This window comes from Pseudomonas sp. KH_027, assembly GCF_057838565.1.
The window spans coordinates 823,144-848,662 of the sequence record NZ_CM174470.1; the positions used below are offsets into that span (position 1 = coordinate 823,144).

Here is a 25,519-nt window from a genome sequence, read left to right on the forward strand (position 1 = left end):
GTGAGTCCATAATGACAATTACCGCAGAACTCTCCGCCGAGCCCGTTGCGGTGCCTCGCAAGAGCCGCAAGAACAACCCGGAAAAGACCCGCGAGAACATCCTCCAGGCGGCCATCGCCGAGTTCGTCCAGCAAGGGCTTTCCGGCGCGCGCGTGGATGCCATCGCCGAGCGCACGCAGACTTCCAAGCGCATGATCTATTACTACTTCGGCAGTAAGGAGCAGCTCTACGTCGAGGTGCTGGAGAAGGTTTACGGCGACATCCGCAACACTGAAAATCGCCTGCATCTGACCGAACTGGAGCCACGCCAAGCGATCCAGCGGCTGGTCGAATTCACCTTCGATCACCACGACCGCAACGTCGATTTCGTGCGCATCGTCAGTATCGAGAACATCCACCACGGCGAGTATGTGAAGCAGTCCGAGGTGATTCGCGCGCTGAATAACACCATCCTCCACGCCCTCGATGACTTGCTGCGCCGAGGGGCCGCCGAGGGGGTTTTCCGCCAGGGCTTGAACGCCCTCGACGTGCATCTGCTGATCAGCTCCTTCTGCTTTTACCGGGTATCCAATCGCCATACCTTCGGTGAAATCTTCCAGATCGACCTGCCCGACGAGCAGGTCAAGCAGCGCCACAAACAGATGATCTGCGAGTCGGTGCTGCGCTATCTGCAAGTCTGAGCAGGCCCTCGGCAAGGACTGAGCCGCTGCGCGAGCCTTGGCGATGAAGATGGCCAAGGCCGGGGCGCTCAGGTTGAGCGATCCATCCGCCCACTGGATTCCCGCCTTCGCGGGAGTGACGAGGCCGGCGGGGATGTTCGCCTTGCCCTGTCATCCTCGCGAACGCGGGGCGGCGGTCAGCGATTCATGCTGTTGAAGTGCGCGAGCATGCGTTGCGCGTTCGGGACGATACCGCTGAACAGTTCGAACGCCTTCACCGCCTGGAACACCGCCATCACGCCACCGTTCAGGGTGCGACAGCCGAGCGCGCGCGCATCGCGCAGCAATTCGGTTTCCAGCGGGAAGTAGACGATCTCCGCCACCCACAGTTCGGCCCGCAGCAGCTCGGCCGGTACCGGCGTGCCGGGCAGCTTGGCCATGCCCATCGGCGTGGTGTTGACCAGGCCATCCGCCATCGCCATGGCCGCCGGCAGGTCGCTGCCGGCTTGCGCCCGGCCTGCGCCGAAGTGCTGGTTGAGGTTGTCGGCAAGGGCCTGGGCACGGTCGGTATCGACATCGAAAATGCTCAGTTGCTGCACGCCTTCGCTGAGCAGCGCATGGGCCACTGCCGCACCGGCGCCACCGGCACCCATCTGCACCACCCGAGCCCGGGCGACGCCGTCCAGGCCGCGCCGGAAGCCTTCGGCGAAGCCCAGGCAGTCGGTGTTGTGACCGATGCGCTGGCCATCCTTGAGCACCACGGTATTCACCGCGCCGATCCCCCGGGCCTCGGCCGACAGCTCATCGAGCAACGGAATGATCGCCTGCTTGCACGGGAAGGTGATGTTCAGGCCGGTGAAGCTCATGCGTTCGGCCGCCGTCAGCAGCTCGGGCAGGGCGCTGCTGTCGAGCTGCAGTTGGTCCAGGTCGATCAGGCGATAGAGGTAACGCAGGCCCTGGGCATCACCCTCGCACTCATGCATGGCGGGGGTGCGCGAGCCCTGGATGCCGGCGCCGATCAGGCCGGCGAGCACGCTGGCGGGGTTGGTCTGGGGCATGGTGTTCATCCCTTGAGCAGTTGGTTGAAGTGCTGCAGCGCCAGGCGATAGCCGTGGCTGCCAAAGCCGCAGATCACCCCGACGGCGATTGCGGAAACGAAGGAGTGGTGCCGGAAGGTTTCGCGCTTGTGCACGTTGGACAAGTGAACCTCGAGCACCGGCAGTTCGCTGGCGACCAGCGCATCGCGGATGGCCACCGAGGTGTGGGTCCAGGCGGCCGGGTTGATCAGGATGCCGGCGCAGCGCCCGCGTGCCTGATGAATCCAGTCGAGCAGTTCGCCCTCGTGATTGGTCTGGCGAAAGTCGATGGCCAGGTCCAATTCGACGCCGGTGGCGCTGCACAGGGCGGCGATATCGGCCAGGGTTTCGTAGCCGTAGGTTGCCGGCTCGCGGGTGCCGAGCAGGTTGAGATTCGGGCCGTTCAATACCAGCACAGTACGAGTCATTGGCATGACCTCCATTGTTATTGTGGTTTCAGCGCCGGGTGGGCCAAACCGTTGGCGGCAAAATGTACTAACTGGTTAATTTGGTCAATGTGCTCGCCGCTCGCACCCGGCTTGGCTCATGGCCAAACGAGGCGGCGCGGACGGTGCGCGGTGCCCCTGAAATGGCCGCAAGCCAGCGCTGGAGCGGGTTTCAGCCGCCGCTCGGGCGGGATGAGCCAGGGCTAAATATGCGTTCGATTATCGACCGATTAACGCGTGCAGGCCTCGCCGCGGAGTGTTGATCGCTGGGGTGTAGTGCTCAATAGCCAGCGACTCGCTTCATCCGCGTGGAGGTCGTAATGCGGTTCAGGTCGTGGTCCGCGGCAATGGGCGGGAGGTCGTGCCGCTGCTCTAAAACCAGGCGAGATTTCTGGTCGCGGAGATGGCTGTGACAATTGTTCAGAATTGCCGCGACGGGGGAAAACTCCCCTGTTTTTCCGCCGCCTGGGCACTTGCGCTTTACCCGTTCGGGTCGGGTTTCGCGGGCCGCGCGAAGGTGCGGAGTCAGCGCCAGACAGGCGCTCGATGCGCCCGCTGTTGAATCCTGAATCCACCGTAAACAGGCGCTTGCAGCGTTTTTTACCGCGGTTTTGGCCCGCTGCGGGCGCTCTTGTTTTGCCCACGAAACCACGGGGGTGCAAACAGGCTTTTCGCCAGGTTCTGCCCCTGGCAAGTGCAGTGGCATGGCGTTGGGTACCCGCCTGCAATACAGCCGATCAGCCAGTAGGCATGGGGCCTGCGCATAGACGCGTTACAACCGTTGGGGTAAATTATCGACCAGGCCAATTCAAGGGATTGATGGCATGTTTGCACTCCGCTATTGGGCGCTGCCGAGCGTCCTGATGTTTGCTGTCGGCATCGGCCATGCGGCCACTCCCCCGTTACCGGCAGACAGCGACCTGATTCGTGAGCGGCAGGAGCGTGTACTCGACGAGCAGCGCAAACGCCTTGAAGCGTTGCAACAGGCGCAACAGTCGCCGATTCCCCAATGGGAGAGTCGATGGGGAGCGATCGCTGCAGATGCATCCAAGGGCATTCTCGGTGTGGCCACCAACAAGTCAAGCGAGCAGCAAGCGTCGCAAGCGGCCTTGAGCGACTGCGCGTCAAAAGGCGGTGGCGACGCATGCAAAATCTACACAACCTATGGCAACAAGTGTGCTGCTGTCGTCGTGGGCAGTGGTGGTTTCAACACACCGTCGGCTGGCACGACGGACGAAGCCGTTGAAATCGGTATGAAGACATGTCGCGACGCCGGAAGCACCGGCGCCACACCTACTACTCCGCCTGCAGCATGCCAGTGCGAATTCGGTAGATGCCATGCACCGCACTAACGCCGTCATCGTCGCTGCCACCACCATGGCCGTGGGGTCCGTGGACCTTCAGCAGTTCTTCGGCATCAACGGGGGCCTGAGCACCGAGATCAGGAGCCTGGTCACGGGTTCCGATGGCTCACTCACCGATTCCATCGACAGCAACCTCGCCTGGACGCAGCTGGCCATGGGCGCCATCGACGGCGTGCAGGCGCCCTCCCATGACGTGTCGGCCGTCGCCGCCCAGGGACGCGCTTCGCTGATCGCCGGGCTGGGGGTGGCCGGGCCACCGATGACAGCAGGCGCCATGCTGCTGATGTACCAGGTGGCCATTGCGCTGTTCATCGGCTTCGGCCCGCTGTTCATCCTGTGCCTGATCTTCGAACAGACCAAGCCGATGTTCAACCGCTGGCTCATGTATGGATTGGGCACCTTGTTCTCGCTCGCCGTGTTGGACTTCATGGCCTCCATCGTGCTGGAGCAGACCGCACGGGTGGCTGCGGCGCTGTGGGCATCGAACATCGTCAATGCGATCACCGGTCAAACGGCCGAGGGGTTCACCAATCAGGCGATGCAGCAGGGTGGCATCGGACTCTTGATGACGGTGCTGCTGGTTTCTACGCCGCCCATGGCTGCGGCGTTTTTTGCGGGGACGTTGGGCGGCTTCGTACCGTATGCACAGGTCAGTCCGGGCGGAGGTGCGAATCGTCCAGGGCTGCAGGGACAGGCTCCGGGTACTTATGCGCAGCAGCCAACCAGCCAGGCGGAGCAAACGGCTCCCATGGGACAGTCAACCGGTGGGTTTAACAACCGCGCCTACGACACCGCCGGCTCTTCTAGCCAAGCCGATGCCATCAAGGTCAATATTCCACCAGGCATGCCATCGAATACCACGCAGATTTCGACGAGACATTTGGTATGACCATGGATGCGAATCTCATGCGTGGACTGCTATTGGTGGGCCTAGGGTTGCTGAGGGGCTGCTTGGTGCATGCGGAAGGGGGCTGCCCTACCGGCATGCAGCCTTACAAACCTAACCAAAGCCAGTGGAGTTGTATGCCAATTCCGGGTTATGAAGATCAGCAGGCGCCACAACAGCCTCCCCAGCAATGGGAGCGTCGGTGGGGGGCAATTGCGACGGATGGGACAAAAGGCGCGATGGGTGTCGCCACAGACAAGCAGAGCAGGCAAGAAGCATCAAAAGTAGCCATGCAGGATTGCCAGTCCAAAGGCGCCATGAATTGCAAAATCGACGTCGCGTATGACAACCAATGTGCCGTGGTGGTCATGGGCAGTAAAACTTATAACACCCCCAATGCCGCAACCATAGAAAAAGCCACCCAACTTGGCATGAAGACATGTCGTGACGAAGGAAACCCAGACTGCCACGTCTACTACACCGCCTGCAGCCTACCAGTGCGAATTCGCTAGTTGCTTAGCTTTTGTCACGCCAATCCCACAACAACACTCGCGACTCCTTCTGCCAAAAGCTGTTGATTTGAACAACGAACATTCCATGAAATCCATCAATTCGCTTGTTGTCGCCGCCGTACTCGGCCTTGTTTGCTTTCACGCCTCTGCGCAGAAGGCGCAGCCGAAGACCCACGCACCCCAACTGTGCGCGGCAAACGAAGAATCTGTGTTTTCCTGCACGCTGCAGGGGGTAATAGGGGACAGACCACGGTTTCTCTCAATAGTGGGTAATAGGGGACAGACCACGGTTTCTCTCAATAGTTAGTTTGGTTATCCAACATCAGACCATGGAGAAGGGAGTTTCCATATGCCACGTCGAGCCCGATTACTGCTGCCAGGTATGCCTCTGCATCTTATTCAGCGAGGAAATAACCATTCTGCTTGTTTCTTTGCAGAAGATGACTATCTGTTCTACCTGGAGCATCTTGCGAGTCAAGCAAGAAAACACGGTTGCATGATCCATGCTTGGTGCCTGATGACCAATCATGTTCATTTGCTCGTAACAGCCAGCAAGGCGGAAAGTGTAGGGTTACTGATGAAGGGGCTTGGGCAGCGTTATGTGCAATACGTCAACCGTACATACCACCGCACTGGCACTTTATGGGAGGGGCGGTTTCGCTCCTGCCTGATGCAGGAGGAAAGCTATGTACTGGCGTGTTATCGATACATAGAGTTGAATCCCGTCAGGGCTGGAATGGTTGAGCATCCCGCCGAATACCGCTGGTCGAGCTATAGAGTGAATGCCCAGTCGGAGCCGTCGAATCTGGTTACGCCTCACCCGTTATATGCTGCCTTGAGTGGAGCGAACGGGCAGAGTGCTGAGGCCTACCGGGAGCTGTTCAGGTATCAACTTGAACCGGGCCTTGTAGATCAGATTCGAGTGGCCACGAATGGCAATTATGCCCTCGGTAGTTCAAGGTTTGCGATAGAAGTAGAACGTATGTTGGGGCAAAGAGCTGTACGCGGAAAGTCTGGTAGGCCGAGAAAGAGCGTCCAGCCTGAGAGTGATTTGTTGTTCTAGAAAAACGTGGTCTGTCCCCTATTGTTTCTATTGTTTCTATTGTTTCTATTGTTTTGCCGGAACTCGTACGCGGCGAGTAAAGAGGATGTGACCCCACCATGAATTGCCTGACGATTCGCTACGCATCATTGTTGATGTACTCGCTGCGACTCTATCGGCCGTGTAAGCGGCAATGATGACCGCCATGTGCAGCAATCAGCAATAGGGGCCTGGCCCCTTTAATCCCCGCGAAAGCGCTCAAAATGGACGGAGAAGCAGCATGAAAATTCTGACACGATTCTTGTTGTTGATGGGGGCAAGCTTGCTTTGGAATGGCCTGGCGCATGCCGAAGGAAGTTGCCCTGCAGGCATGTTCCCCTTCCAATTCGCACCCAATCAGCCCCCGTCTTGCGCGCCTATGGGCGGTGGAAGTCAGCAGGCGCCGCAGCAGCCAGCTCAGCAATGGGAACGTCGATGGGGTGCGATTGCGACGGATGGGCCTAAAGACGCTCTGGGCGTCGCCACCAATAGGGTGAGCCAAGAAGAAGCCTCACTAATTGCAATGCAGGATTGCCAGTCAAAAGGCGGCATGAATTGCAAGATCGACGCCGCGTATGACAATCAATGTGCCGCGGTTGTTGTAGGCGACGGTGGCTACAACGTATCTAGCCGAGCCACAGTGGATCAAGCCATTGCGAGGGGCATGCAGACATGTCGTGACGCTGGACGCGTCAACTGCCACGCCTACTACACCGCCTGCAGCCTGCCGGTGCGAATTCGATAATAGCCATGAAGCCCGCTTACACCATCATTTTTCTCATGGGGACTCTGGCGCTTGCTAGCTGCGGCACATTGAGTACCCCAAAAGAGAGCACTTTTCAACGCACCCCCGAAATAGGCACCCTAACGGTTTCAAACTCGAGTTTGGTCGCTTGCCCCTCTCAGGACTTCGTGCGCTTTGTCGATGCCTTCGTCGGCAGCATTGCTGTTCAAAAAGCCTTTGTCGCAGACCCTGTGCAAAGTGAATCTATTGATACCAATGCGCAGCCGGAACCCAAGCCCATCGTCAAGAACATGCGTGTGTCGCAGTTGAGTTTCCCTCTCATTCCCAGCACGCAGCAACAGGCCAGCGAGAAGCTTCAGATGACCTTGATAACTTCGAGTTCCGATGAAGCGACAGCCCAGCTGACCAAAGAAGATATCGATTACCAGCTGACCTTCTTTTTCAGAAGGCAAGACGGCTGTTGGAAGCTCTATCGACTGATAAACGACTCTCTCTAAATCCTCACGGAGATACGCATGTCATACGAAGATGCAATGAACACCATCCTTCCCAGTCACGCGAGTAAAAGGGGCCCGGCCCCTTTAATCATTGCAGCAATCGACTTAGGCAGACCTGATCATGTTCAAAACTTTCTTGCGTAGTTTTTTTTTGATCGTCACCGGAGCTCTATGGGTGAGCCTTGTGCATGCGGAAGGGGGTTGTCCACCAGGCTCCTATCCAATAGGGAATCGAAGCGTCGCGGCTTGCGCACCTCTTCCGGGCGGCGGAAATCAGCAGGCGCCGCAGCCACCTGCACCCCAGTGGGAGCGGCGCTGGGGAGCGCTTGCGACTTCTGCGCCAGATGGCATTCTGGGCGTGTCCACAGACAAGCGGAGCAAGCAAGAAGCTTCAGAGGTGGCCGTACAGGATTGCCAGTCAAAAGGCGGAATGAATTGCAAGGTTGAGCTTCCGTACTACAACCAGTGCGCTGCAGTTGTCGTGGGTGACGGCGCCTACAACACGCCCTCTGCCCCCACGGTGGATGAAGCAGTTGCAATGGGGATGAAGACATGTCGTAACTCAGGACGCGCCGGCTGCCACGTCTATTACTCCGCTTGCAGCCTGCCAGTGCGCATCCAGTAGTTCATATTCTTAAACGAGGCGGTGCTCAGGCTTCCAATCGATGCTCTCTGCAGCATTGATTTCAATTAAATGATTACTTCAGGGGGATTCATGAAACTACGCACTCTAGGTAATAGGGGACAGACCACGGTTTTGCTGAGGGCGCGCTCTGATTAATTGTAGTCTGTCCCCTATTGTTTTCGCTTGCAGCCTGCCAGTGCGCATCCAGTAGTTCATATTCTTCGTAGTAAAAGGTAGTAAAAAGTAAAAGGGGCCCGGCCCCTTTAATCCTGCTTAAGGTGGATGGAGAAGCGTGATGAATGAAGATGTTCGCACAAGCCTTGTTGTTGATGGGAGCGAGCCTGCTTTGGAATGGCCTGGCGCATGCAGATGGCGGTTGTCCTTCCGGCATGGCGCCGTTCAAGTTTTCGCCCAATGACCCTGGTAGCTGTTCTTGGCTTCCTGGCGGCGAAACCCAAGGACAAGCGCCGCAGCGGCCTGCTGAGGTTTGGCAGAGAGGTAATAGGGGACAGACCACGATTTTGCTGAGGGCGCGCTCTGATTAATCGTGGTCTGTCCCCTATAAGCTCTTGTCCCCTATAAGCTCTCAACTCGCCCAATGCCCCCACAGTGGATGAAGCGGTCGCAGTGGGCATGAAGACATGCCGTGATGCTGGACGCGTCAACTGCCACGCCTACTACACCGCCTGCAGCCTGCCGGTGCGAATTCGATAATAGCCATGAAGCCCACTTTCACCATCATTTTTCTCATGGGGACTCTGGCGCTTGCTAGCTGCAGCACAGTTAGAACTAAAGGGGGCGGAGTGATTTATTTTTGATCAGTGGGGCTTAAGCAAGGCTGTTAGATAATTCACTCCGACCCCTTTAGTTTGACCCTTCAGTTTTAGTTCACTTCTTCAACTCGACTGGCTGGATCAGTGCCTCTTTGCCGTCGGACAGTAACCAGGCGACCAATGAAGCCGGCTCAGAGTCGCTTGCATTGCGGGTCACCCGGTGCAATTGCCCAGGGCTCTCGTACCAGGCGTCACCAGCCTTGAAGCGCTGCGCAGGCTGGCTGTCGAGTGCTGATTCAACTTCGCCGCTCAATACCACGACAAACACGTGTCCCGGGTGTCGATGTGCGGTCGAAGTCGCGCCAGGGGCGAAATCGACGCGAGTGGCAGTGGCGCTCTTGAATACCTGGGGAGGCAGCGCGGTTTGCGCGACCGGAGTGACGACCTCATCTCCGGCGCCGCCCCCGTGAGCCAGGGCGACAGAACTGAGCAACCCTGCGACTGCAATACCGAGTGTCTTGGCGAGCAGGTTCATGGCGTTCACTCCGGCTGCATCGCAAAGCCAACGCCAAAGCGATTCCAGGCATTGATTGCGGCGATGATGAAGGTCAGTTCGGCCAACTCCTGGTCATTGAAGACGGCGGCCACTTCCTCGTAGATCTCATCCGGCGCGTGGGTGGCTGCAACCAGCGTCAGTGTCTCGGCCCACAGCAGGGCGGCGCGTTCGCGCTCGTCGAAGAAAGGCGTTTCCTTCCATGAGCTCACGGCCATCAGACGGCGAAGACTCTCGCCCGCCTTGGTCGCGTCGGCGGTGTGCATGTCGATGCAGTACGCGCAGCCGTTGATCTGCGAAGCGCGGATTCGCACGAGTTCACGCAGCGAACCGGGAAGTATCGATTCGGAAGCGGCTTTCTCGAGGCCAAGCATGGCTTTCATTGCTTGAGGGGCGGCCTGGTAGTAATTGAGGCGTTTTGAGCTCATTTTCGTTCTCCATCTGACCGAGGGAATTCGGCCTTGGAGTAACTTTATTAGGCTGTAGATGGCGAATAAACTAGCTGCAACCGGTTTAATTGGGCGAAAAATAGGACAATCATGGCTTTCGATCGATTAGAGGCAATGCGCGCGTTCTGTCGCATCGTTGAAGTGGGAAGCTTCACCGGCGCGGCGGAGGCGCTGAAGGTGGCGAAAACGACGATTTCCGGCCAAGTTCAGGGACTTGAGTCGCTGCTGGGCGTGAAGCTATTGCACAGGACCACCAGGAGGGTTTCGCCGACGACTGATGGCGCTGCCTACTATGAGCGCGCACGTTCGGTATTGGATGATCTCGACGAGCTGGAGGCTTCAGTTGCACAGAGCCGCAGTGTGGCGCGTGGCAGGGTGAGAGTTGAGATGCCTACGGGGGTTGCTACATGCCTCGTTATTCCAGCGCTACCGGAGTTCACGGCGCGATACCCACAGATTCAGCTGGATATCGGCTGTAGCGAGCGCGTGGTTGACCTCGTGCAGGAAGGCATTGACTGTGCTTTTCGAGGCGGTTTGGTCGCTGACCAGAACCTGGTGTGTCGTCCGGTGGGGCAGATGCGCTTTTGCCTATGCGCGTCGCCTGCCTATTTGCTGAGTTCGACGCCGATACAAAAGCTCGAGGACTTGCTGCACCACCGTTATCTCGGATTCACATTTCCCGCCTCAGGCAGGCCGCTAATCCCGGTACTTCATCGAGGCGATGACAGCTTTACGATCGAACAATTGCCGGCGATGCGCTTCAACAATGGCAGCGCTTACATCGCTGCTGGGTTGGCAGGCCTTGGCATCGTCTCGATTCCGCGCGCGGAGGCAAGTCCGCATCTCGAGACGGGGACGCTGGTTGAGGTGCTACCAGGCTGGGAGCTGGGAAGCATGTCGATCAGCCTCGTGTATCCCTACACGCGGCATTTGTCGGCCAGGGTACGGGCCTTCGCCGACTGGGCAGCAGCGCTGATGGCAAGCGACCCGCTTTGGATGATGAAGTCCTGAGTCCCTCGTGGCTCGGCGCGGGGGTACACATGCCTAGAACGTTGCGCACGGTATTCAGCGCTAGCCGCACAGGCCGCTAGGCGCCCTGCAGGAGGCCGCGCAGTGAGCTAAAGGGGTCAGAGCTAAAGGGGGGCGGAGTGATTTATTTTTGATCAGTGGGGCTTAAGCAAGGCTGTTAGATAATTCACTCCGACCCCTTTAGTTGCGACCCCTTTAGTTGACCCCTTTAGTTCTATTGTTTGTCCCCTATTGTTCTTACTTCCACCGCTAGACTTGGTGATCTGCACGCTTGTCCGATACCCGGTCACGGCACATCGCCTAGGGTATAGCTCAAACTGACTGGCCGATCAGGTGGGCGAGTTCCGAGCGTTTGGTGTAGTGGGTGCCTGAGTACGCCACTGTGTCGGTGTCATACCCTGCCACTTATGAAATGCCCGCAGGAAAGAGTTGGCCTCCTCAAAGCCAAGGTAAAAAGCAATTTCTCCGGGCTCCATGTCGGTGTGGCCCAGCAGCTTACAGGCGGTGTCCAGGCGCACGGCGTCCAGAATACTTTGGTAGCTGGTATGCGCTTCGGTCAGGCGCCGCTGTAGGGTTCGAGGGCTCAGACATAGGTGGCGCGCTACGGCCTCCATGCTGGGGCGCTTGCCTCGCATCATCTGGGTCAGCACTGCTTTCACTTGCTGGTCAAACGACGGGGGCGATGCGATGGCCAGTTGCATATCCAGCCCCGGCAGCAATGCGGCGACGAGGTCTAGGTTGCTGGTGACAAAGCGCTCGTCCAGCGTGCGGCTCGCGTACACGAGCACATCGTGCGGCGCTCCAGCGCGCACTTCGCAGCCAAAGTAGTCTGTATAGCGCTGGCTATTGCCCCGCAGCTGCGTACGCTCAATTCGCAACGGAGTCATGGCTTTGCCGGTTCCACAGCGAAGCAGGAGATGGATGTTGGCAAACGCAGCATCAGTCAAAGTGCTGGGCGCGGGGTCTTTCGCCCACAACCAATGAAAGCTGATGCGGGTTGTATCACCGTCGGACTCCACGCGAATGGTCTCAGGGCACGACAGCCGCTTGTATCGCGCCAAACGCTCCAGCGCCTCTCCGAAGGTGCTGGAGTGCAGCGCTGCGAAAGAGGCCGGATCGAGTTGGTCGGGGCGTACCTCGCCGCCCAGACGCAGGCCGATCAGCTCATCCCCGCTCACCGCTTCGATGGCCACCCACAGGGCGAAATACTGGCGTGTGGTGAGCGACACCTTGGCTTGATGATGCAGGGTGGGTGAGATGCCTGCGTGGCGTAGTATCTGATCCACGTCCAGGCCCAAGTGGGCCAGCCGTTTAAGTCCGGGACCAGGCAAGGGTATCCGGTCAGCGGTCATGGGTTATGCGCTCTACGGTGCTCATGGTTGCGCGGCATTCTGGGCCAGCAAAGCCTCTGTATATAGCTTGGCCCTGTGGTGTGCGAACCCGTCAATCAAAAATCCCATCGCACCGATGCATATCAAACCGATGGCAACGCCATGCGTCAGCTCGCTGCGGGTGATGAAGGACAACGAAATGCCCACGACAGCTAGAACTGCCCACAGCATTTTCAAAGGCATCCACCAGGTATTGACCCCGTTGGCGCCTTCAAAACGGTCGCTTTCTGCCAGAACAAACGTCGTCGGGCTTTGTGCGTACTGGACAGGCATGGCGGCAAGTCGCTGGCTGTTGTTATAGACACCGAAACCACCAGCCAAAACAGTAAATGCGGCCAAGAATGCAATGGGGTAGAAAAGCCCCTTGAGGAGGGAGTTCTGGTCCGCGAGCTGCCACATCACCAATGCCAGCCCCGTGGTTGCAATACCAAACGCCGTCAAGATAAGGGCTTCCAGCCACTCGCCTTTATAGTAATTGACCATGTGTTGTGCGAAGTCCATGTTGGCTCCTAGAGTTTGGGTTTGCCAACTTCGAGCTGGGCCAGGTTGGAACCAAATAGCCATTTGGCAAACGAAATCTCCATGGCAGAGAGTGGTTGAGACATGGCGCGGAGCTGCATTTTCTGGAACACGCGTTCCGGCAGGATGGCTTTGAGGAATGCATACAGCTTGGCATCGCCTCCCGAAACAATATGGAGCTTGCCCTTGGCATGGGTGGCTGCCTGAAATATTTCGTTGGCGATATTGGTAGGAGATGTCACGTTGGGAATCGATTCCTGCGCCGACAAAAAGGTCCTGAAATACTTTTCATACGCCTCAAACGCGGGGTTTTTAGCATCGCCTCCGTCGTCCAGCTTGGTGAATATTTTGGTGGCGTGCAGGCCTGGGTAGATGGCCTTCACTTCGATGTTGAATGGGGCTAGTTCAATGCCAAGGCTCTCCGTCATGCCGCGCACCGCCCACTTGCTGCTGCCATAAGCGGCAATAAACGGGTAGTTGAACTGAGCACTGGCTGACGCCAGGTTAATAAACATACCGGAGAGCTTGCTGCGAAAGTGCGGGATAAAAGCCTTGGTGACCGCAAACACGCCAAACACATTGGTCTCAAACTGCCGCTTGATTTGTTCCATGCTGGATGTCTCGGTCGGCCCCATCAGACAATAACCGGCGTTATTCACCACCACGTCGATGGTGCCAAACGTTGTAATCGCGGCCTGAGCAACGGCTTCTACCTGTGCAAAGTCAGTCACGTCCAGCTCAAACAGGGTGACATTGGGAAAACCCTTAAACAATTGAGCATGTGCTGACAGGTTTCGTACAGTCGCAGCCACCTGCCAGCCCGCTCGGGCAAATTGCTCCACGGTTGCTTTTCCAAAGCCCGAGTTAGTGCCGGTGATGAAGATAGTTTTGGTGGGCATCGTCGTTCCTGTGCAATGTGAGCGATATCACATATCTTCGTGCCTCAGGCCTGCTTCGCGAAATCAGATCGCGCCAATCGTTCATCCGATTGCGCCAGCGATGATCTCCAACCGCTGATTGCGGTACTGGGTGTCCGCTTTTCCGTTTCCGCGCCTCTGGCCCGGTGAAGTAGCGCACGACATTTTTGCCGTCTGTAGCCGCTCAATAAGTTGCTGCGCCGTCTTCTGGGCTACTTCCCCCTGATACTTGCTCCCTATTGCTCTGCGAATCACAGGGCGAAGGGCAAAAGGGGTCAGCTGCCGAGTGACACACGGCAGCCGTGCGCGGGCTCGGCGCGGGGGTACACATGCCCAGAATGGTGCGCACGGTATTCAGCGCTGGCCGCACAGGCCACTAGGCGCCCTGCAGGAGGCCGCGCAGCGACTCGAGCGCCGCAGTGTCATAGCCGGAGCGCCAGACCAGGTGGGTGTCGATCTGCATCACAGGGTGAGTGCGCACGTCTGGCGGTTCACGCTGCAGTTCGAGCACCGACCTGGGCAGGATGCCGATGCAGGAGCCGGCGCTGACGCAGGCGAGAATGGCGTGGTAGGAACCGACTTCCTGCACCTTGAGGGGCTTGTCCGTGCCTTGCGGATGGTTGCTCAGCCAGCTTTCCGCGATCTGGCGATAGCTGCAGCCGCGTGCAAAGCCCGCCAGGGTATGGATATTCACATCCGCCGGTCCGCGCACCCGGGGGTGCTGAGCCGGCATCACCAGCAGCAGTTCTTCTGAGAAGGCCTTTATCCCTTGCAGGCCGGGCGTCAAGGCGTCGGCAACCCATTGGCCGGCTTGCAGCGACAGCGGTTTGGCGATCAGTGCGCAGTCGAGCCGGTGCTCTTGCAAGGCTTCGAGCAGTGCGCGGCTCGGCCCGGTGCTGACCTCCAGCCGGACCCCGGGCCATTGGTTGTGGTACTGCGCCAGCAACCTGGGCAGACGGCTGGCGGCAGTGCTTTCCATCGAGCCGATGCGCAGCTGGCCGTTGGGCGTATCCGGGTGCATGGCCTGGCGCGCCTCCTCGGCCAGGGTCAGCAACTGTTCGCTGTAGGCGAGAAAGCGTTGGCCCCTGTCTGTCAGCGTCATGCGTTTGCCATCGCGCAGAAACAACTGCACGCCGAGCTCTTCTTCGAGCTGACGGATGCGCGTGGTCACGTTCGATTGCACCCGGTCCAGGCGCAGGGCGGCGCGGGTGATGCTGCGTTCCTGGACGACCGCCCGAAAAATTTCCAGCGCTGACAGGTCCATGCTGCGGTTCCTTTATCTCTTTTGCAGATTCTAATCGGTAAATCAATCCTTTGCAGAGATGATTTTATCGAGCATTCTAGCGTTGCCGACAGTGCTGCCTTTCCACGCATTTACCAGGGGGAATCCAATGAAAAACCAACCCGCGCAGATCCCCGGGGTTGAGTTCCCGATCATTCAGGCGCCGATGGTGGGTGTCTCGACGCCCGAGCTGGTGGCGGCCGTTTCCAATGCCGGTGGTCTCGGATCGCTGGCCGTCGGTGCCAGCACGGCGGAGCAGGCGCGGACGCTGATCGGCGCAACCCGTGCCCTGACTCGCAAGCCCTTCAACGTCAACCTGTTCTGCCACCGCCCGGCGGTAGCCGATGCGCAGGTGGAAGCCGCCTGGCTGGAACGTCTCGCGCCGTACTTCGCCGAATTCGACGCCGCGCCGCCAGCCGCGCTGCGGGAGATCTATCCCAGCTTCCTGCAGGACGAGGCGATGCTCGAACTGTTGCTCGCCGAGCGCCCGGCAGTGGTCAGCTTCCACTTTGGCCTGCCACCGCAAGAGCAGATCCAGGCGTTGAAGCAGGCCGGCATCACCTTGCTGGCGACTGCCACCACGCTGGAGGAGGCCGCCCTGGTGGAAGAAGCGGGCGTCGATTTCATCATCGCCCAAGGCATCGAGGCCGGCGGTCACCGTGGGGTGTTCGAGCCGGAGCGCGGCGATGCGGGGATCGGGACATTGGCGCTGGTGCGCCTGATCGTGAAGCACGCGCGGCGGCCGGTGATCGCTGCGGGGGGGATCATGGATGGGCAGGGCATCGGCGCCGCCATGGCGCTGGGTGCCAGTGCCGCGCAGCTGGGCACTGCGTTCATTCTCTGCCCCGAGTCCGCTGCCAATGCGACCTACCGGCAAACGCTGAAAAGCGAACGTGCCCGGCACACGCAGGTCAGCAGCGTGATATCCGGTCGCGCGGCGCGGGGCATCGTCAATCGCTTGTTCAGCGAGGTCGGCGCGCCCGGCGCTTATCGCGTGCCGGATTACCCGATCGCCTACGATGCGGCCAAGGCGCTGCACGCTGCCGCCAGCGCCAAGGGCAACCATGATTTCGCCGTGCAATGGGCCGGGCAGGCCGCCGCCCTGGTGCGTGAGATGCCGGCTGCGCAACTGATCAACACGTTGTTGGAAGAAATGCCGGGCTAGCCCGGCTACCGTCGCCAGTCACCCCGCGCCGACGCCTGGCGTTGTGTTGCCCGGACCTATCAGAAGGAGCCGATGATCTGCCCGAGCACGGCCATCGCCTGTTCGCTCTGGGCATCCCAGGGGTGGCCGTAGTTGAGGCGGGCGCAGTTGCCGAAGCGCCGGGTGGCGGAGAAGATCGGCCCCGGTGCGAGGCTGATGCCCTGGGCCAGGGCGAGTTGGAACAACTTCAACGAGTCGACCTGTTCGGGGAATTCGAACCAGAGGAAATAGCCGCCGCTGGGGTGGGTGACCCGCGTGCTGGCGGGGAAATGCCGGGCGGCCGAGGCCAGCATCGAACCCTGTTGCGCCTCCAGCGCGTGGCGCAGCTTGCGCAGGTGGCGGTCGTAGCCGCCATGTTGCAGGTAGTCGGCGAGGGCGGCCTGGGCCGGCACCGAGGGTGAAATGGTGGTCATCAGTTTGAGCCGGCTGATCTGCTCGGCGTAGCGCCCGCCGGCCACCCAGCCGACCCGGTAGCCGGGCGCCAGGCTTTTCGAGAACGAGCTGCAGTGCATCACCAGGCCGTCGCGGTCGAAGCTTTTCACCGACTTGGGCGGCTGGTTGCCGAAGTACAGTTCGGCGTAGACGTCATCCTCGATCAGCGGCACCTGATGGCGCTGCAACAAGGCATACAACGCCCGCTTCTTGTCTTCGCTCATGCTCGCGCCCAGCGGGTTCTGCAGGCTGCTCATGCACCAGCAGGCCTTGATCGGCAGGCGGGACAGGCTGTCGGCCAGGGTGTCGAGGTCGATGCCTTCACGCGGGTGCACGGGTATTTCCACCGCCTTGAGTTTCAGCCGTTCCAGCACTTGCAGGGTGGCGTAGAACGCCGGCGCTTCGATGGCGACCAGGTCGCCGGGGCTGGTGACCGCCTGCAGGCAGAGGTTGAGCGCTTCCATGGCGCCGTTGGTGATCACCAGTTCGTCCGGCGCCAGCATCACGCCGCTGACCATGTAGCGCAGGGCGAGCTGGCGGCGCAGGTTGGGGTTGCCGCTGGTCATGTCGCTGATCACTTCGTGGGGCGACATCTTGCGCACGCTCTGCGCCATGGAGCGGGCCAGGCGCTGGAGGGGGAACAGGTGCGGGCTGGGAAAGGCCGAGCCGAAAGGCACGGTGTTCGGGTCTTTCAATGAGCCGAGCACCGAGAACACCAGTTCGCTGACATCGACCTCGGTGGTTTGCGCCTGCCGCGAGCTGATCTCCGGCTCGTGCAGCGGGCTCTGCGCATGCTCGCGCACGAAGTAGCCGGAGCGCGGTCGGGCATGGATCAGGCCGCGATCTTCCAGCAGGTAATACGCTTGGAACACCGTCGAGGGGCTGACCCCATAGGTGCGGCTGGCGTGCCGCACCGAGGGGACTTTTTCGCCGGGGGCCAGCATGCCGGTGCGGATGAGTTCGGCGATGTCATCGGCAAACTTCTCGTAGCGTTTCATCGTGTCCTGGTTCACCGGCAGCGAGGTCTGGAGCAGGCACTTTACTGGCAGTTCACGGGGCATGCGATGCGGCTCAGCGATTTATCGGCGCGACGAAGGTGCTGTTGGCGCTGACGTGAGTCTCCGGATCGCTGAGGTTGGTCACCTGGAAGCGCAGCGTTGCGGACGTGCTGACGGCGCGCTCGTCGGTCAGCACCACGCTGACCGGCAGGTCGACGATTTCCCCCGGCGCCAGCTGCAGCTCGCGCTGGCCTTGCAGGGCGAAGGGGGCGGCGTCGAGCAGCGACAGCGCATAACGGGCCGGCTCCTGGGTTTTGTTGATGACCTTGAGGCTGTAGACGTTCTCGATCTGGCCCAGGCTGTTCTCGCGGAACAGGCCGCGGTCCTTGGTCACGTCCAGCGACACCAGCGGACGCACATCCAGGGCCCAGACGAAGGCGCCGATCATCAGCAGCAACACGGCGCCGTAGCTGACCAGGCGTGGGCGCAGCAGGTGCGTGCGGCCACCGGCCAGGGCGCGTTCGGAGGTGTAGCTGATCAGGCCACGGGCGTAGCCCATCTTGTCCATCACGCTGTCGCAGGCGTCGATGCAGGCGCCGCAGCTGATGCAGTCCAGCTGCAGGCCGTCGCGGATGTCGATGCCGGTGGGGCAGACCTGCACGCACATCGTGCAATCGATGCAGTCGCCCAGGCCTTGGGCTTGATAGTCGGCGTCTTTCTTGCGGGCGCCACGGCCTTCGCCGCGGGCGGCGTCGTAGGTCACGTTCAGGGTGTTGTCGTCGAACATCACGCTCTGGAAGCGCGAGTAGGGGCACATGTGCAGGCAGACTTTCTCGCGCAGCCAGCCGGCATTGAGGTAGGTGGCGCTGGTGAAGAAGAACACCCAGAACCCGGTGCTTGGGTCCAGTTCGAGGGTGAAGAGCTCGCGCACCAGTTCGCGGATCGGCGTGAAGTAGCCGACGAAGGCCAGCGCCGTGGCCAGGCTCACCGCCAGCCAGATCGCGTGTTTGGCCGTGCGCCGCAGCAGCTTGTTCGCCGACCAGGGCGCGGTGTCCAGTTTGATGCGCTGGTTGCGGTCGCCCTCGATGACTTTCTCCGCCCACATGAATACCCAGGTCCAGACGCTTTGTGGGCAGCTGTAGCCGCACCAGACCCGGCCGGCGAGTACGGTGATGAAGAACAGGCCGAAGGCGCAGATGATCAGCAGCGCCGAGAGCAGGATGAAGTCCTGCGGCCAGAAGGTCGCACCGAAGATGTAGAACTTGCGCCCGGCCAGGTCCCAGAGCACGGCCTGCCGCTCGCCCCAGTTCAGCCAGGCGGTACCGAAAAACAGCAGGAACAGCGCACCGGCGCCGTTCAAACGCAGGCTGCGGAAAAAGCCATTGAAGCTGCGGGTGTGAATCGGGCCGCCAGCCTGTGCCGGTGTCAGGCGCAGAGTCGTGCGCGGGTCGATCGTCTCGACGATCTTGGCGGGTATGCGTTCAGTCATGGCGGTTGCCCCATCAGGCGCTATAGCGGATGGGGCGAATGATCGGCGTGTGACTGTATTGAAAACAGACTCAGATTTTTGAATAAAAACCGGATCAGATGCCTGGGTAAGAGTTGGCGGGTCGCGTATCCATAGGTTCCGCCGGGTGTGAGCCGGTCGGCATCAGGTGTTGCCTTGCGGTCGTTGACGGCGCCGCCGTGCGTGGGGCGAGTCGAAGAGCCGCCATGGCGGTGTCGCCGAGCTGAGCTGGAGCGCAAAGGGGTGGAGCGGGGCGGTTGGCCCCACTCCCGCGCCGGCTGGGTAAGCTGGCGCAGGGCACCGAAGTGCCAAAGGATGAGTTGCGCGGTACCGGGCGGATAGCCCCCGTTACGGTTGTGCCGCGTGTGGCGTGTGCAGCGGCCAATGGGTTCGCTGCATGCGCCGGGTCAGGCGCCTTGGGAAAGCGCCTGGGAGCGGCGGTGGGCCGCTCGGGCTTGCTGCTTAGCCGATGGTCATCAGGCTGGCGTTACCACCCGCCGCGGCGGTGTTGATGCTCAGGGCGTGCTCGATCAGCAGACGTTCCAGCGGAATGTCGGTTTCACCCTTGTTCAGGCCATGCACGCCAATGATCGCGCCGGGACGCCGGGCGGCCAGCTGGCAGACCTCGCGCAGCTGGTCGGAATCGCCGTGGTGGAGGATGGCGTCGAACGCGGCGTCGTTGCTGCCCCACTCGCTGATCAGTTGAATGCGCTTCTGCACGTCCTTGGGCAGCGTGGCGAACAGCTCGCGAGTGAGGTCCTGTTGCTGCCACAGCACCAGGCTGCCAACCGCCAGGGTCGCGGCCAGTTGCACCAGCAGGTCGGCGCGCTCTTCGGCCAGGCACAGCACGTGTTCGCGCGGCAGCAGGCTGTAGGTGTTGCGCTCGCCGGTCGGGCCAGGCAGCACATGCACGGTGCCGCTCTGCGCCAGTTCAGCGTATTGGGCACACAGCGCGACCAGGGTCGGCTCATGTTGAGCGGCCCACTCGCTCAGTGCCTGCATGGCCTTGCTCTGCTCGGCCGGGCGTTGCGCGCGGCTGACGGCGCTGTCGTCCTGGCGCAGTTGCTTGGCCACCGCGTCCTGCGGGCGGGTCGAGAGCAGGCGATACATGTACAGCGGGCCGCCGGCTTTTGGCCCGGTGCCGGACAGGCCTTCGCCACCGAACGGCTGCACGCCGACCACCGCGCCGACCATGTTGCGGTTGACATAGAGGTTGCCGACCTTGGCGCTGCTCACCACCTGGGCGATGGTTTCGTCGATGCGCGTGTGCACGCCGAGGGTCAGGCCGTAGCCGCTGGCGTTGATCTGGTCGAGCAGGCTGCTGAGATCCGCACGCTGGTAGCGCACCACGTGCAGCACCGGGCCGAAGATCTCGCGTTGCAGCTCGTCGAAGCTGTCCAGTTCGATCAGGGTCGGCATGACGAAGGTGCCGCGCTTGTGCTCGTCGCTGCTGGTGCGGGCGCTCTGGTAGACCTTGCGGCCTTTGTCGCGCATCGCCTGGATGTGCTGCTCGATATTGCCCTTGGCTTCGGCGTCGATCACCGGGCCGATATCGGTGCTCAGGCGCTCCGGGTTGCCGAGGCTGTATTCGGCCATGGCGCCCTTGAGCATCGCCAGCACGCGATCAGCCACATCTTCTTGCACGCACAGCACGCGCAGCGCCGAGCAGCGCTGGCCGGCGCTGTCGAAGGCGGAGGCGACCACATCGACCACCACCTGCTCGGTGAGGGCCGAGGAGTCGACGATCATGGTGTTGAGGCCGCCGGTTTCGGCGATCAGCGGAATGGTGCGGCCCTGGGCGTCGAGACGCCCGGCGATGTTGCGCTGGATGATCCCGGCCACTTCGGTGGAGCCGGTGAACATCACGCCGCGCACGCGCTCATCGGCGATCAGGCGCGCACCGACGCTTTCACCACGGCCCGGCAGCAGTTGCACCGCGCCGCCAGGGACGCCGGCTTCCAGCAGGATGCGTACGGCCTGGGCGGCGATCAGCGGGGTCTGCTCGGCCGGCTTGGCCAGCACGGTGTTGCCGGCGGCCAGCGCCGCGGCCACCTGACCGGCGAAGATCGCCAGGGGGAAGTTCCACGGGCTGATGCACACCACCGGGCCCAGTGGGCGATGGCTGTCGTTGGCGAAATGGTTGCGCGCCTGGGCCGCGTAGTAGCGCAGGAAGTCCACCGCCTCGCGTACTTCGGCGATGGCATTGGCAAAGGTTTTGCCGGATTCGCGCACCAGCAGGCCCATCAGTTGCTGTGTCTCCGCTTCCATCTGGTCGGCGGCGCGCTCCAGTACGGCGGCGCGTTCGCTCGGCAGGGTCGACTGCCAGATCTGCCCGCTGGAAACGGCACACAGAATCGCGCTGCGGATGTCGCTCTCGCTGGCCTCGCTGACGTGGCCGACGATGTCGCGGTGGTCGGCGGGGTTTCTTACCGCCTCCGCAGCACCTGGGGCCGGGGTGTCGCAGCCGAGAATCGGCAGGGCCACGTAGCGGTTGTTGGTGCTGCTCAACAGGGCGGAGGACAGCGAGCCCAGGCGGTGTTCGTTGGCCAGGTCGATGCCTTCGGAGTTGGAGCGCGCTTCGCCGTAAAGGGAGCGCGGCAGCGCAATGCGCGGGTGCGGCAGGCCGAGGCCACCTTCCTGGGCGGCCATCTGTTCGATCTGCAGCACCGGGTCGAGGACCAGGTCCTTGAGCGAGATGCTGTTGTCGGCGATGCGGTTGACGAACGAGGTGTTGGCGCCGTTTTCCAGCAGGCGGCGCACCAGGTAGGCCAGCAGGGTTTCATGGCTGCCGACCGGTGCGTAGATACGGCACGGACGGTTCAGCTTGCCGTCGGCGACTTTGCCAACCACTTGTTCGTAGAGCGGCTCGCCCATGCCGTGCAGGCACTGGAACTCGTACTGACCCGGGTAGTAGTTCTGTCCGGCCAGGTGGTAGATGGCCGACAGGCTGTGGGCGTTGTGGGTGGCGAACTGCGGGTAGATGGCTTCCGGCACGCCCAGCAGCTTGCGTGCGCAAGCGATGTAGGACACGTCGGTGTACGGCTTGCGGGTGTAGACCGGGTAGCCTTCCAGGCCGTTGACCTGGGCGGCCTTGATTTCGCTGTCCCAGTACGCGCCCTTGACCAGGCGGATCATCAGGCGATGGCGGCTGCGCTTGGCCAGGTCGATGACGTAGTCGATCACATACGGGCAGCGCTTCTGGTAGGCCTGGATGACGAAGCCGATACCGTTCCAGCCGGTCAGGCTTGGGTCGAAGCACAGGCGTTCGAGCAGATCGAGCGACAGCTCCAGGCGGTCGGCTTCTTCGGCGTCGATGTTGAGGCCGATGTCGTACTGCTTGGCCAGCTGGGTCAGGCCCAGGAGGATCGGGTACAGCTCATCCATCACGCGCTCGTACTGGGCGCGGCTGTAACGCGGGTGCAGGGCGGAGAGCTTGATCGAGATGCCCGGGCCTTCGTAGATGCCGCGACCGTGGGAAGCCTTGCCGATGGCATGGATGGCCTGCTCGTAGGACGCCAGGTAGCGCTTGGCATCCTCGTCGGTCAGCGCGGCTTCGCCGAGCATGTCGTAGGAGTAGCGGAAGCCTTTGCCTTCCATATTGGTGGCGTTGGCCAGGGCTTCGGCGATGGTTTCACCGGTGACGAACTGCTCGCCCATCAGGCGCATGGACATGTCCACGCCCTTGCGGATCAGCGGTTCGCCGCCCTTGCCGATCAGGCGGTTAAGCGAGGTGGCGAGGCCAGCTTCGTTGTGCGTGGCCACCAGCTTGCCGGTGATCAGCAGGCCCCAGGAGGCGGCGTTGACGAACATCGACGGGCTGTTGCCGAGGTGCTGGCTCCAGTTGCCGTTGCTGATCTTGTCGCGGATCAGGGCATCGCGGGTGGCCTTGTCCGGGATGCGCAGCAGGGCTTCGGCCAGGCACATCAGCGCCACGCCTTCCTGCGAGGACAGCGAGAACTCCTGCAGCAAGCCCTGCACCAGACCCTGGCGGCCACTGGCGCTCTTCTGGTTGCGCAGCTTCTCGGCGATGCCCATGGCCAGCTTATGGGTGGCTTCGGCCTGATCCTTGGACAGGCGCGCCTGCTCCAGCAGCATCGCCAGCGCTTCCGGTTCCGGCCGGCGGTAGGCCGAGGTGATGGCGGCGCGCAGGACCGATTGCGGCAGGATGCTTTCGGCGAAGTCGAGGAAGCACTGCAGGCCCTGCTCGGTCAGGGACTCCAGCGGTTCTTCACCCATGGCGGCGGCAAGGCCGGACAGTTCCGGCGGCGTCAGGCCGCCTTCGAGCTGTTCCAGGTAATTGAAGATCGCTTGCTTGATCAGCCAGTGCGGGGTGCGGTCGATCGACTGTGCTGCTTGCTTCAGACGATCACGGGTTGCGTCGTCGAGCTTTACGCCAAGGGTGGTGGTGGCCATTGGTTTTGTCCTGTTTGGGGTGGTGCGCTGCAAAACTGGCGAGAGATTAAACCTGCGAGCCCGCAAGGTGCAACTAGGTACAACCTCTAAAATTGAGGTTTCCATGGCGGGTGTCGATCGCTCATGCTTGAGTGCCGCTTTTACACGTGCATAGTGAAAAGCCTATAAAAATAAGAACTTACAGCTGATGAAAGCAGGTAATAAGTCGCTCAAGCCGTTCTTTATGGAAAAAGTGAAATATTTTTCTGATGACTGGTTGCACCTTTTGTTTGTGTTTGCCTGGGGCTGCGCTGCCAAAGGTGCAACCCTGCGCTCGGGTGCGACAGTCGATCCGCTCCAGGCCAATGGCTCAAATCAGGCCCTGTCCCAATTTCCAGTTGCGACACAGTGATTATGGCCGAATTGCCCGTTTGGGCTGCTCGCTGTGTCCGGTGGGGCCCGCGCTCGCGAGGATGACGGAGTAAGGCAGACCTTTGCGCTCAGTCGGAATAGCCCGCCATTAACGACGACATGGTCGCGGACAAGCAGGCGTGTGCTCAGCTACGTGCTGCCGTCCGGCCGCTCAAGAGCGCTGGCGGCGCTTGGCGCCACTCGATGCTGCGCAGCAAAACCTTGGCCGATCTGCGTGTCGAGGTAGCGCCGCGCCGGGCTCCAGGCGCAGGCCCGGACCCGGTTGTCGGCCCTGAGCGTGGCGGGTGGCCACGGCAGTCCGACAGGCGCAGAGGGATGGAGAGACGCTACGGCCTTGTGGGCTGCAGCATTTACAGCATGAGCACCACTGCCGGGGTTGGCGGCACGGCGTACGTTAGGGGGCGGTTGAGCGCCAATCAACCGCGCCAGGCAATGAGGGTTCGGTAAGCGCCCGGTAATTGCTACCGGCAGGGTTCGCGCTGATCCTGTTGCCATTGCGGCTCTTCACGTTCGGAGTCGCCTGGTTGCGGGTCTCCCGCGGCGTTCATCCGCGGGATGTCGGTCCGGTGGTGGGCGCACTTTCGTCGAACTTTACAGCGGGTAGTTGGCCAGTTCGCGAGCAATCAACAGGCGCTGGATTTCGCTGGAGCCTTCGTAGATCTGGGTGATGCGCGCATCGCGGTAGTAACGCTCCACCGGGTAGTCCTCCAGGTAACCGTAACCGCCATGGATCTGCACGGCCTTGGAGCACACGCGTTCGGCCATTTCCGAGGCGAACAACTTGGCTTGCGAGGCTTGCGAGAGGCAGGCATGACCGGCGCTCTTCAGGCGTGCCGCATGCAGGATCAGCAGGCGGGTGGCATTGAGCTGGGTGTGCATGTCGGCGAGCATGTTGGCGATGCTCTGGTGCTCGATGATCGGCTGACCGAATTGCACCCGCTCGCGGGCGTAGGCCAATGCCGCCTCGAACGCCGCACGGGCAATCCCCAGTGCTTGGGCCGCGATACCGATGCGTCCGCCCTCAAGGTTGGACAGGGCGATGGCCAGGCCTTTGCCGCGCAGGCCGAGCAGGTTTTCTTCCGGGATCGTGCAGTTGTTCAGGGTCACCGCGCAGGTATCGGAGGCGCGGATCCCCATCTTGTGTTCGCTGCGATCCACGACAAAACCCGGGTTGTCGGTCGGCACCAGAAACGCCGAGAGGCCCTTCTTGCCCAGCTCCGGGTCGGTAACGGCAAAGACGATGGCCAGTTGCGCACGTTTGCCATTGCTGACGAACTGCTTGGCGCCGTTAAGTACCCACTGGCCGTCGCGCAGTTCGGCGCGGGTGCGCAGGTTGTTGGCTTCGGAGCCGGCCTGCGGTTCGGTCAGGCAGAAACAGCCAATCGCTGCGCCGCTTGCCAGCGAGGGCAGCCAGGTCTGTTTTTGCGCTTCGCTGCCGTAGCGCAGGATGGGCCCGCAGCCGACCGAGTTGTGAATGCTCATCAGCGCGCCGGTGGCGCCGTCGCCGGCGGAGATTTCTTCCACTGCCAGGGCATAGGCGACGTAGTCGATATAGGTGCCGCCCCATTCCTCCGGCACTACCATGCCCAGCAGGCCCAGCTCGCCCATCTGGGCAACCAGGGCGTCGTCGATCCAGCCGGCTTTTTCCCACGCCTGGGCATTGGGTGCGATCTCGCGACGGGCAAAGTCGCGGGCCATGTCGCGGATCATGCGTTGTTCTTCGCTCAGTTCCAGATCGTGCATCAGGCTC

At 61.2% G+C, this 25,519-nt stretch carries 23 protein-coding genes; 11 read left to right on the forward strand and 12 right to left on the reverse strand.

Translation table 11 applies throughout. The annotated features are described in order from the left end of the window. Positions 1-11 precede the first annotated feature (11 nt). Entirely contained in the window at positions 12-680 is a 669-nt protein-coding gene (locus tag AC3IYG_RS03805; RefSeq protein WP_489312398.1) for a TetR/AcrR family transcriptional regulator, read from the forward strand. Between the two features lie 176 nt (positions 681-856). Here the strand turns inward: AC3IYG_RS03805 and AC3IYG_RS03810 are convergent, their stop codons facing one another. Further along, positions 857-1,717, reverse strand: coding sequence for a shikimate dehydrogenase (locus AC3IYG_RS03810; RefSeq protein WP_489312399.1), 861 nt, complete (start codon positions 1,715-1,717; stop codon positions 857-859). 5 nt (positions 1,718-1,722) lie between these two features. After that, complete coding sequence (gene aroQ, locus AC3IYG_RS03815; RefSeq protein ID WP_489312400.1) at positions 1,723-2,163, reverse strand: type II 3-dehydroquinate dehydratase; 441 nt, start codon at positions 2,161-2,163, stop codon at positions 1,723-1,725. A gap of 842 nt (positions 2,164-3,005) precedes the next feature. On the opposite strand from aroQ, the gene AC3IYG_RS03820 reads away from it, so the two are divergent. The 7 genes from AC3IYG_RS03820 (at position 3,006) to AC3IYG_RS03850 (ending at position 7,891) form a co-directional block, all read left to right on the forward strand. Continuing rightward, positions 3,006-3,533, forward strand: a complete 528-nt coding sequence (locus AC3IYG_RS03820) for a DUF4189 domain-containing protein (RefSeq protein ID WP_489312401.1) — start codon at positions 3,006-3,008, stop codon at positions 3,531-3,533. Further along, positions 3,520-4,434, forward strand: coding sequence for a type IV secretion system protein (locus AC3IYG_RS03825; protein WP_489312403.1), 915 nt, complete (start codon positions 3,520-3,522; stop codon positions 4,432-4,434). The genes AC3IYG_RS03820 and AC3IYG_RS03825 overlap by 14 nt, the downstream gene beginning before the upstream one ends. Then, a complete protein-coding gene (locus AC3IYG_RS03830; RefSeq protein ID WP_489312404.1) occupies positions 4,431-4,943 on the forward strand; it encodes a DUF4189 domain-containing protein in 513 nt (170 codons plus the stop codon). The genes AC3IYG_RS03825 and AC3IYG_RS03830 overlap by 4 nt, the downstream gene beginning before the upstream one ends. Before the next feature lie 349 nt (positions 4,944-5,292). Continuing rightward, entirely contained in the window at positions 5,293-6,006 is a 714-nt protein-coding gene (locus AC3IYG_RS03835) for a transposase (protein ID WP_489312405.1), read from the forward strand. A 259-nt stretch (positions 6,007-6,265) separates the two neighbouring features. Next, a complete protein-coding gene (locus AC3IYG_RS03840; RefSeq protein ID WP_489312406.1) occupies positions 6,266-6,769 on the forward strand; it encodes a DUF4189 domain-containing protein in 504 nt (167 codons plus the stop codon). 5 nt (positions 6,770-6,774) lie between these two features. After that, positions 6,775-7,266, forward strand: a complete 492-nt coding sequence (locus AC3IYG_RS03845; RefSeq protein WP_489312407.1) for a hypothetical protein — start codon at positions 6,775-6,777, stop codon at positions 7,264-7,266. A gap of 121 nt (positions 7,267-7,387) precedes the next feature. Continuing rightward, complete coding sequence (locus AC3IYG_RS03850) at positions 7,388-7,891, forward strand: DUF4189 domain-containing protein (protein WP_489312408.1); 504 nt, start codon at positions 7,388-7,390, stop codon at positions 7,889-7,891. A gap of 888 nt (positions 7,892-8,779) precedes the next feature. Here AC3IYG_RS03850 and AC3IYG_RS03855 read toward each other — a convergent pair. Then, on the reverse strand, positions 8,780-9,199 hold the full coding sequence (locus AC3IYG_RS03855) for a cupin domain-containing protein (protein WP_489312409.1): 420 nt from the start codon (positions 9,197-9,199) through the stop codon (positions 8,780-8,782). Positions 9,200-9,204: 5 nt separating this feature from the next. Further along, positions 9,205-9,645: a carboxymuconolactone decarboxylase family protein gene (locus AC3IYG_RS03860; protein WP_489312410.1), complete on the reverse strand. Its 441-nt coding sequence runs from the start codon at positions 9,643-9,645 to the stop codon at positions 9,205-9,207. 111 nt (positions 9,646-9,756) lie between these two features. Here AC3IYG_RS03860 and AC3IYG_RS03865 point away from each other — a divergent pair, with 111 nt between their 5' ends. After that, positions 9,757-10,677 (forward strand): LysR family transcriptional regulator, encoded by a 921-nt coding sequence (locus AC3IYG_RS03865; protein WP_489312411.1) that lies wholly within the window; start codon positions 9,757-9,759, stop codon positions 10,675-10,677. A gap of 347 nt (positions 10,678-11,024) precedes the next feature. On the opposite strand, the gene AC3IYG_RS03870 is transcribed toward AC3IYG_RS03865, so the two are convergent. The 4 genes from AC3IYG_RS03870 to AC3IYG_RS03885 all read right to left on the reverse strand — a co-directional run bounded on the left by AC3IYG_RS03870 (position 11,025) and on the right by AC3IYG_RS03885 (position 14,786). After that, a complete protein-coding gene (locus AC3IYG_RS03870) occupies positions 11,025-12,047 on the reverse strand; it encodes an AraC family transcriptional regulator (protein ID WP_489312412.1) in 1,023 nt (340 codons plus the stop codon). 21 nt (positions 12,048-12,068) lie between these two features. Then, positions 12,069-12,587 carry a hypothetical protein gene (locus tag AC3IYG_RS03875; RefSeq protein WP_489312413.1) on the reverse strand — a complete coding sequence of 173 codons (519 nt, stop codon included), beginning with the start codon at positions 12,585-12,587 and terminating at the stop codon, positions 12,069-12,071. Positions 12,588-12,595: 8 nt separating this feature from the next. Continuing rightward, on the reverse strand, positions 12,596-13,504 hold the full coding sequence (locus tag AC3IYG_RS03880) for an SDR family oxidoreductase (protein WP_489312414.1): 909 nt from the start codon (positions 13,502-13,504) through the stop codon (positions 12,596-12,598). A 394-nt stretch (positions 13,505-13,898) separates the two neighbouring features. Continuing rightward, positions 13,899-14,786 (reverse strand): LysR family transcriptional regulator, encoded by an 888-nt coding sequence (locus tag AC3IYG_RS03885; protein WP_489312415.1) that lies wholly within the window; start codon positions 14,784-14,786, stop codon positions 13,899-13,901. 127 nt (positions 14,787-14,913) lie between these two features. Here AC3IYG_RS03885 and AC3IYG_RS03890 point away from each other — a divergent pair, with 127 nt between their 5' ends. Beyond that, positions 14,914-15,969 (forward strand): NAD(P)H-dependent flavin oxidoreductase, encoded by a 1,056-nt coding sequence (locus tag AC3IYG_RS03890; protein ID WP_489312416.1) that lies wholly within the window; start codon positions 14,914-14,916, stop codon positions 15,967-15,969. A gap of 59 nt (positions 15,970-16,028) precedes the next feature. On the opposite strand, the gene mapR is transcribed toward AC3IYG_RS03890, so the two are convergent. The 3 genes from mapR to putA all read right to left on the reverse strand — a co-directional run bounded on the left by mapR (position 16,029) and on the right by putA (position 23,358). Next, positions 16,029-17,438, reverse strand: a complete 1,410-nt coding sequence (gene mapR, locus AC3IYG_RS03895) for a GntR family transcriptional regulator MpaR (protein ID WP_489313833.1) — start codon at positions 17,436-17,438, stop codon at positions 16,029-16,031. 73 nt (positions 17,439-17,511) lie between these two features. Then, complete coding sequence (ccoG, locus tag AC3IYG_RS03900) at positions 17,512-18,927, reverse strand: cytochrome c oxidase accessory protein CcoG (RefSeq protein ID WP_489312417.1); 1,416 nt, start codon at positions 18,925-18,927, stop codon at positions 17,512-17,514. A gap of 480 nt (positions 18,928-19,407) precedes the next feature. Beyond that, positions 19,408-23,358 (reverse strand): trifunctional transcriptional regulator/proline dehydrogenase/L-glutamate gamma-semialdehyde dehydrogenase, encoded by a 3,951-nt coding sequence (gene putA / locus AC3IYG_RS03905; protein ID WP_489312418.1) that lies wholly within the window; start codon positions 23,356-23,358, stop codon positions 19,408-19,410. Between the two features lie 187 nt (positions 23,359-23,545). Here putA and AC3IYG_RS03910 point away from each other — a divergent pair, with 187 nt between their 5' ends. Continuing rightward, entirely contained in the window at positions 23,546-23,749 is a 204-nt protein-coding gene (locus AC3IYG_RS03910; RefSeq protein ID WP_489312419.1) for a hypothetical protein, read from the forward strand. 611 nt (positions 23,750-24,360) lie between these two features. Here AC3IYG_RS03910 and AC3IYG_RS03915 read toward each other — a convergent pair. Beyond that, positions 24,361-25,512 (reverse strand): acyl-CoA dehydrogenase family protein, encoded by a 1,152-nt coding sequence (locus AC3IYG_RS03915; RefSeq protein ID WP_489312420.1) that lies wholly within the window; start codon positions 25,510-25,512, stop codon positions 24,361-24,363. Positions 25,513-25,519: the final 7 nt, after the last annotated feature.

Bases quoted from the DNA above. Each gene is read 5' to 3' on its own strand.
- ccoG (WP_489312417.1), bottom strand. From the start codon at position 18,927: ATGACTGAACGCATACCCGCCAAGATCGTCGAGACGATCGACCCGCGC.
- aroQ (WP_489312400.1), bottom strand. From the start codon at position 2,163: ATGACTCGTACTGTGCTGGTATTGAACGGCCCGAATCTCAACCTGCTC.
- putA (WP_489312418.1), bottom strand. From the start codon at position 23,358: ATGGCCACCACCACCCTTGGCGTAAAGCTCGACGACGCAACCCGTGAT.
- AC3IYG_RS03870 (WP_489312412.1), bottom strand. From the start codon at position 12,047: ATGACCGCTGACCGGATACCCTTGCCTGGTCCCGGACTTAAACGGCTG.
- AC3IYG_RS03885 (WP_489312415.1), bottom strand. From the start codon at position 14,786: ATGGACCTGTCAGCGCTGGAAATTTTTCGGGCGGTCGTCCAGGAACGC.
- AC3IYG_RS03825 (WP_489312403.1), top strand. From the start codon at position 3,520: ATGCACCGCACTAACGCCGTCATCGTCGCTGCCACCACCATGGCCGTG.
- AC3IYG_RS03860 (WP_489312410.1), bottom strand. From the start codon at position 9,645: ATGAGCTCAAAACGCCTCAATTACTACCAGGCCGCCCCTCAAGCAATG.
- AC3IYG_RS03910 (WP_489312419.1), top strand. From the start codon at position 23,546: ATGAAAGCAGGTAATAAGTCGCTCAAGCCGTTCTTTATGGAAAAAGTG.
- AC3IYG_RS03880 (WP_489312414.1), bottom strand. From the start codon at position 13,504: ATGCCCACCAAAACTATCTTCATCACCGGCACTAACTCGGGCTTTGGA.
- AC3IYG_RS03850 (WP_489312408.1), top strand. From the start codon at position 7,388: ATGTTCAAAACTTTCTTGCGTAGTTTTTTTTTGATCGTCACCGGAGCT.
- AC3IYG_RS03845 (WP_489312407.1), top strand. From the start codon at position 6,775: ATGAAGCCCGCTTACACCATCATTTTTCTCATGGGGACTCTGGCGCTT.
- AC3IYG_RS03830 (WP_489312404.1), top strand. From the start codon at position 4,431: ATGACCATGGATGCGAATCTCATGCGTGGACTGCTATTGGTGGGCCTA.
- AC3IYG_RS03835 (WP_489312405.1), top strand. From the start codon at position 5,293: ATGCCACGTCGAGCCCGATTACTGCTGCCAGGTATGCCTCTGCATCTT.
- AC3IYG_RS03855 (WP_489312409.1), bottom strand. From the start codon at position 9,199: ATGAACCTGCTCGCCAAGACACTCGGTATTGCAGTCGCAGGGTTGCTC.
- AC3IYG_RS03820 (WP_489312401.1), top strand. From the start codon at position 3,006: ATGTTTGCACTCCGCTATTGGGCGCTGCCGAGCGTCCTGATGTTTGCT.
- AC3IYG_RS03875 (WP_489312413.1), bottom strand. From the start codon at position 12,587: ATGGACTTCGCACAACACATGGTCAATTACTATAAAGGCGAGTGGCTG.
- AC3IYG_RS03865 (WP_489312411.1), top strand. From the start codon at position 9,757: ATGGCTTTCGATCGATTAGAGGCAATGCGCGCGTTCTGTCGCATCGTT.
- AC3IYG_RS03840 (WP_489312406.1), top strand. From the start codon at position 6,266: ATGAAAATTCTGACACGATTCTTGTTGTTGATGGGGGCAAGCTTGCTT.
- mapR (WP_489313833.1), bottom strand. From the start codon at position 17,438: ATGAAACGCTACGAGAAGTTTGCCGATGACATCGCCGAACTCATCCGC.
- AC3IYG_RS03810 (WP_489312399.1), bottom strand. From the start codon at position 1,717: ATGCCCCAGACCAACCCCGCCAGCGTGCTCGCCGGCCTGATCGGCGCC.
- AC3IYG_RS03890 (WP_489312416.1), top strand. From the start codon at position 14,914: ATGAAAAACCAACCCGCGCAGATCCCCGGGGTTGAGTTCCCGATCATT.
- AC3IYG_RS03805 (WP_489312398.1), top strand. From the start codon at position 12: ATGACAATTACCGCAGAACTCTCCGCCGAGCCCGTTGCGGTGCCTCGC.
- AC3IYG_RS03915 (WP_489312420.1), bottom strand. From the start codon at position 25,512: ATGCACGATCTGGAACTGAGCGAAGAACAACGCATGATCCGCGACATG.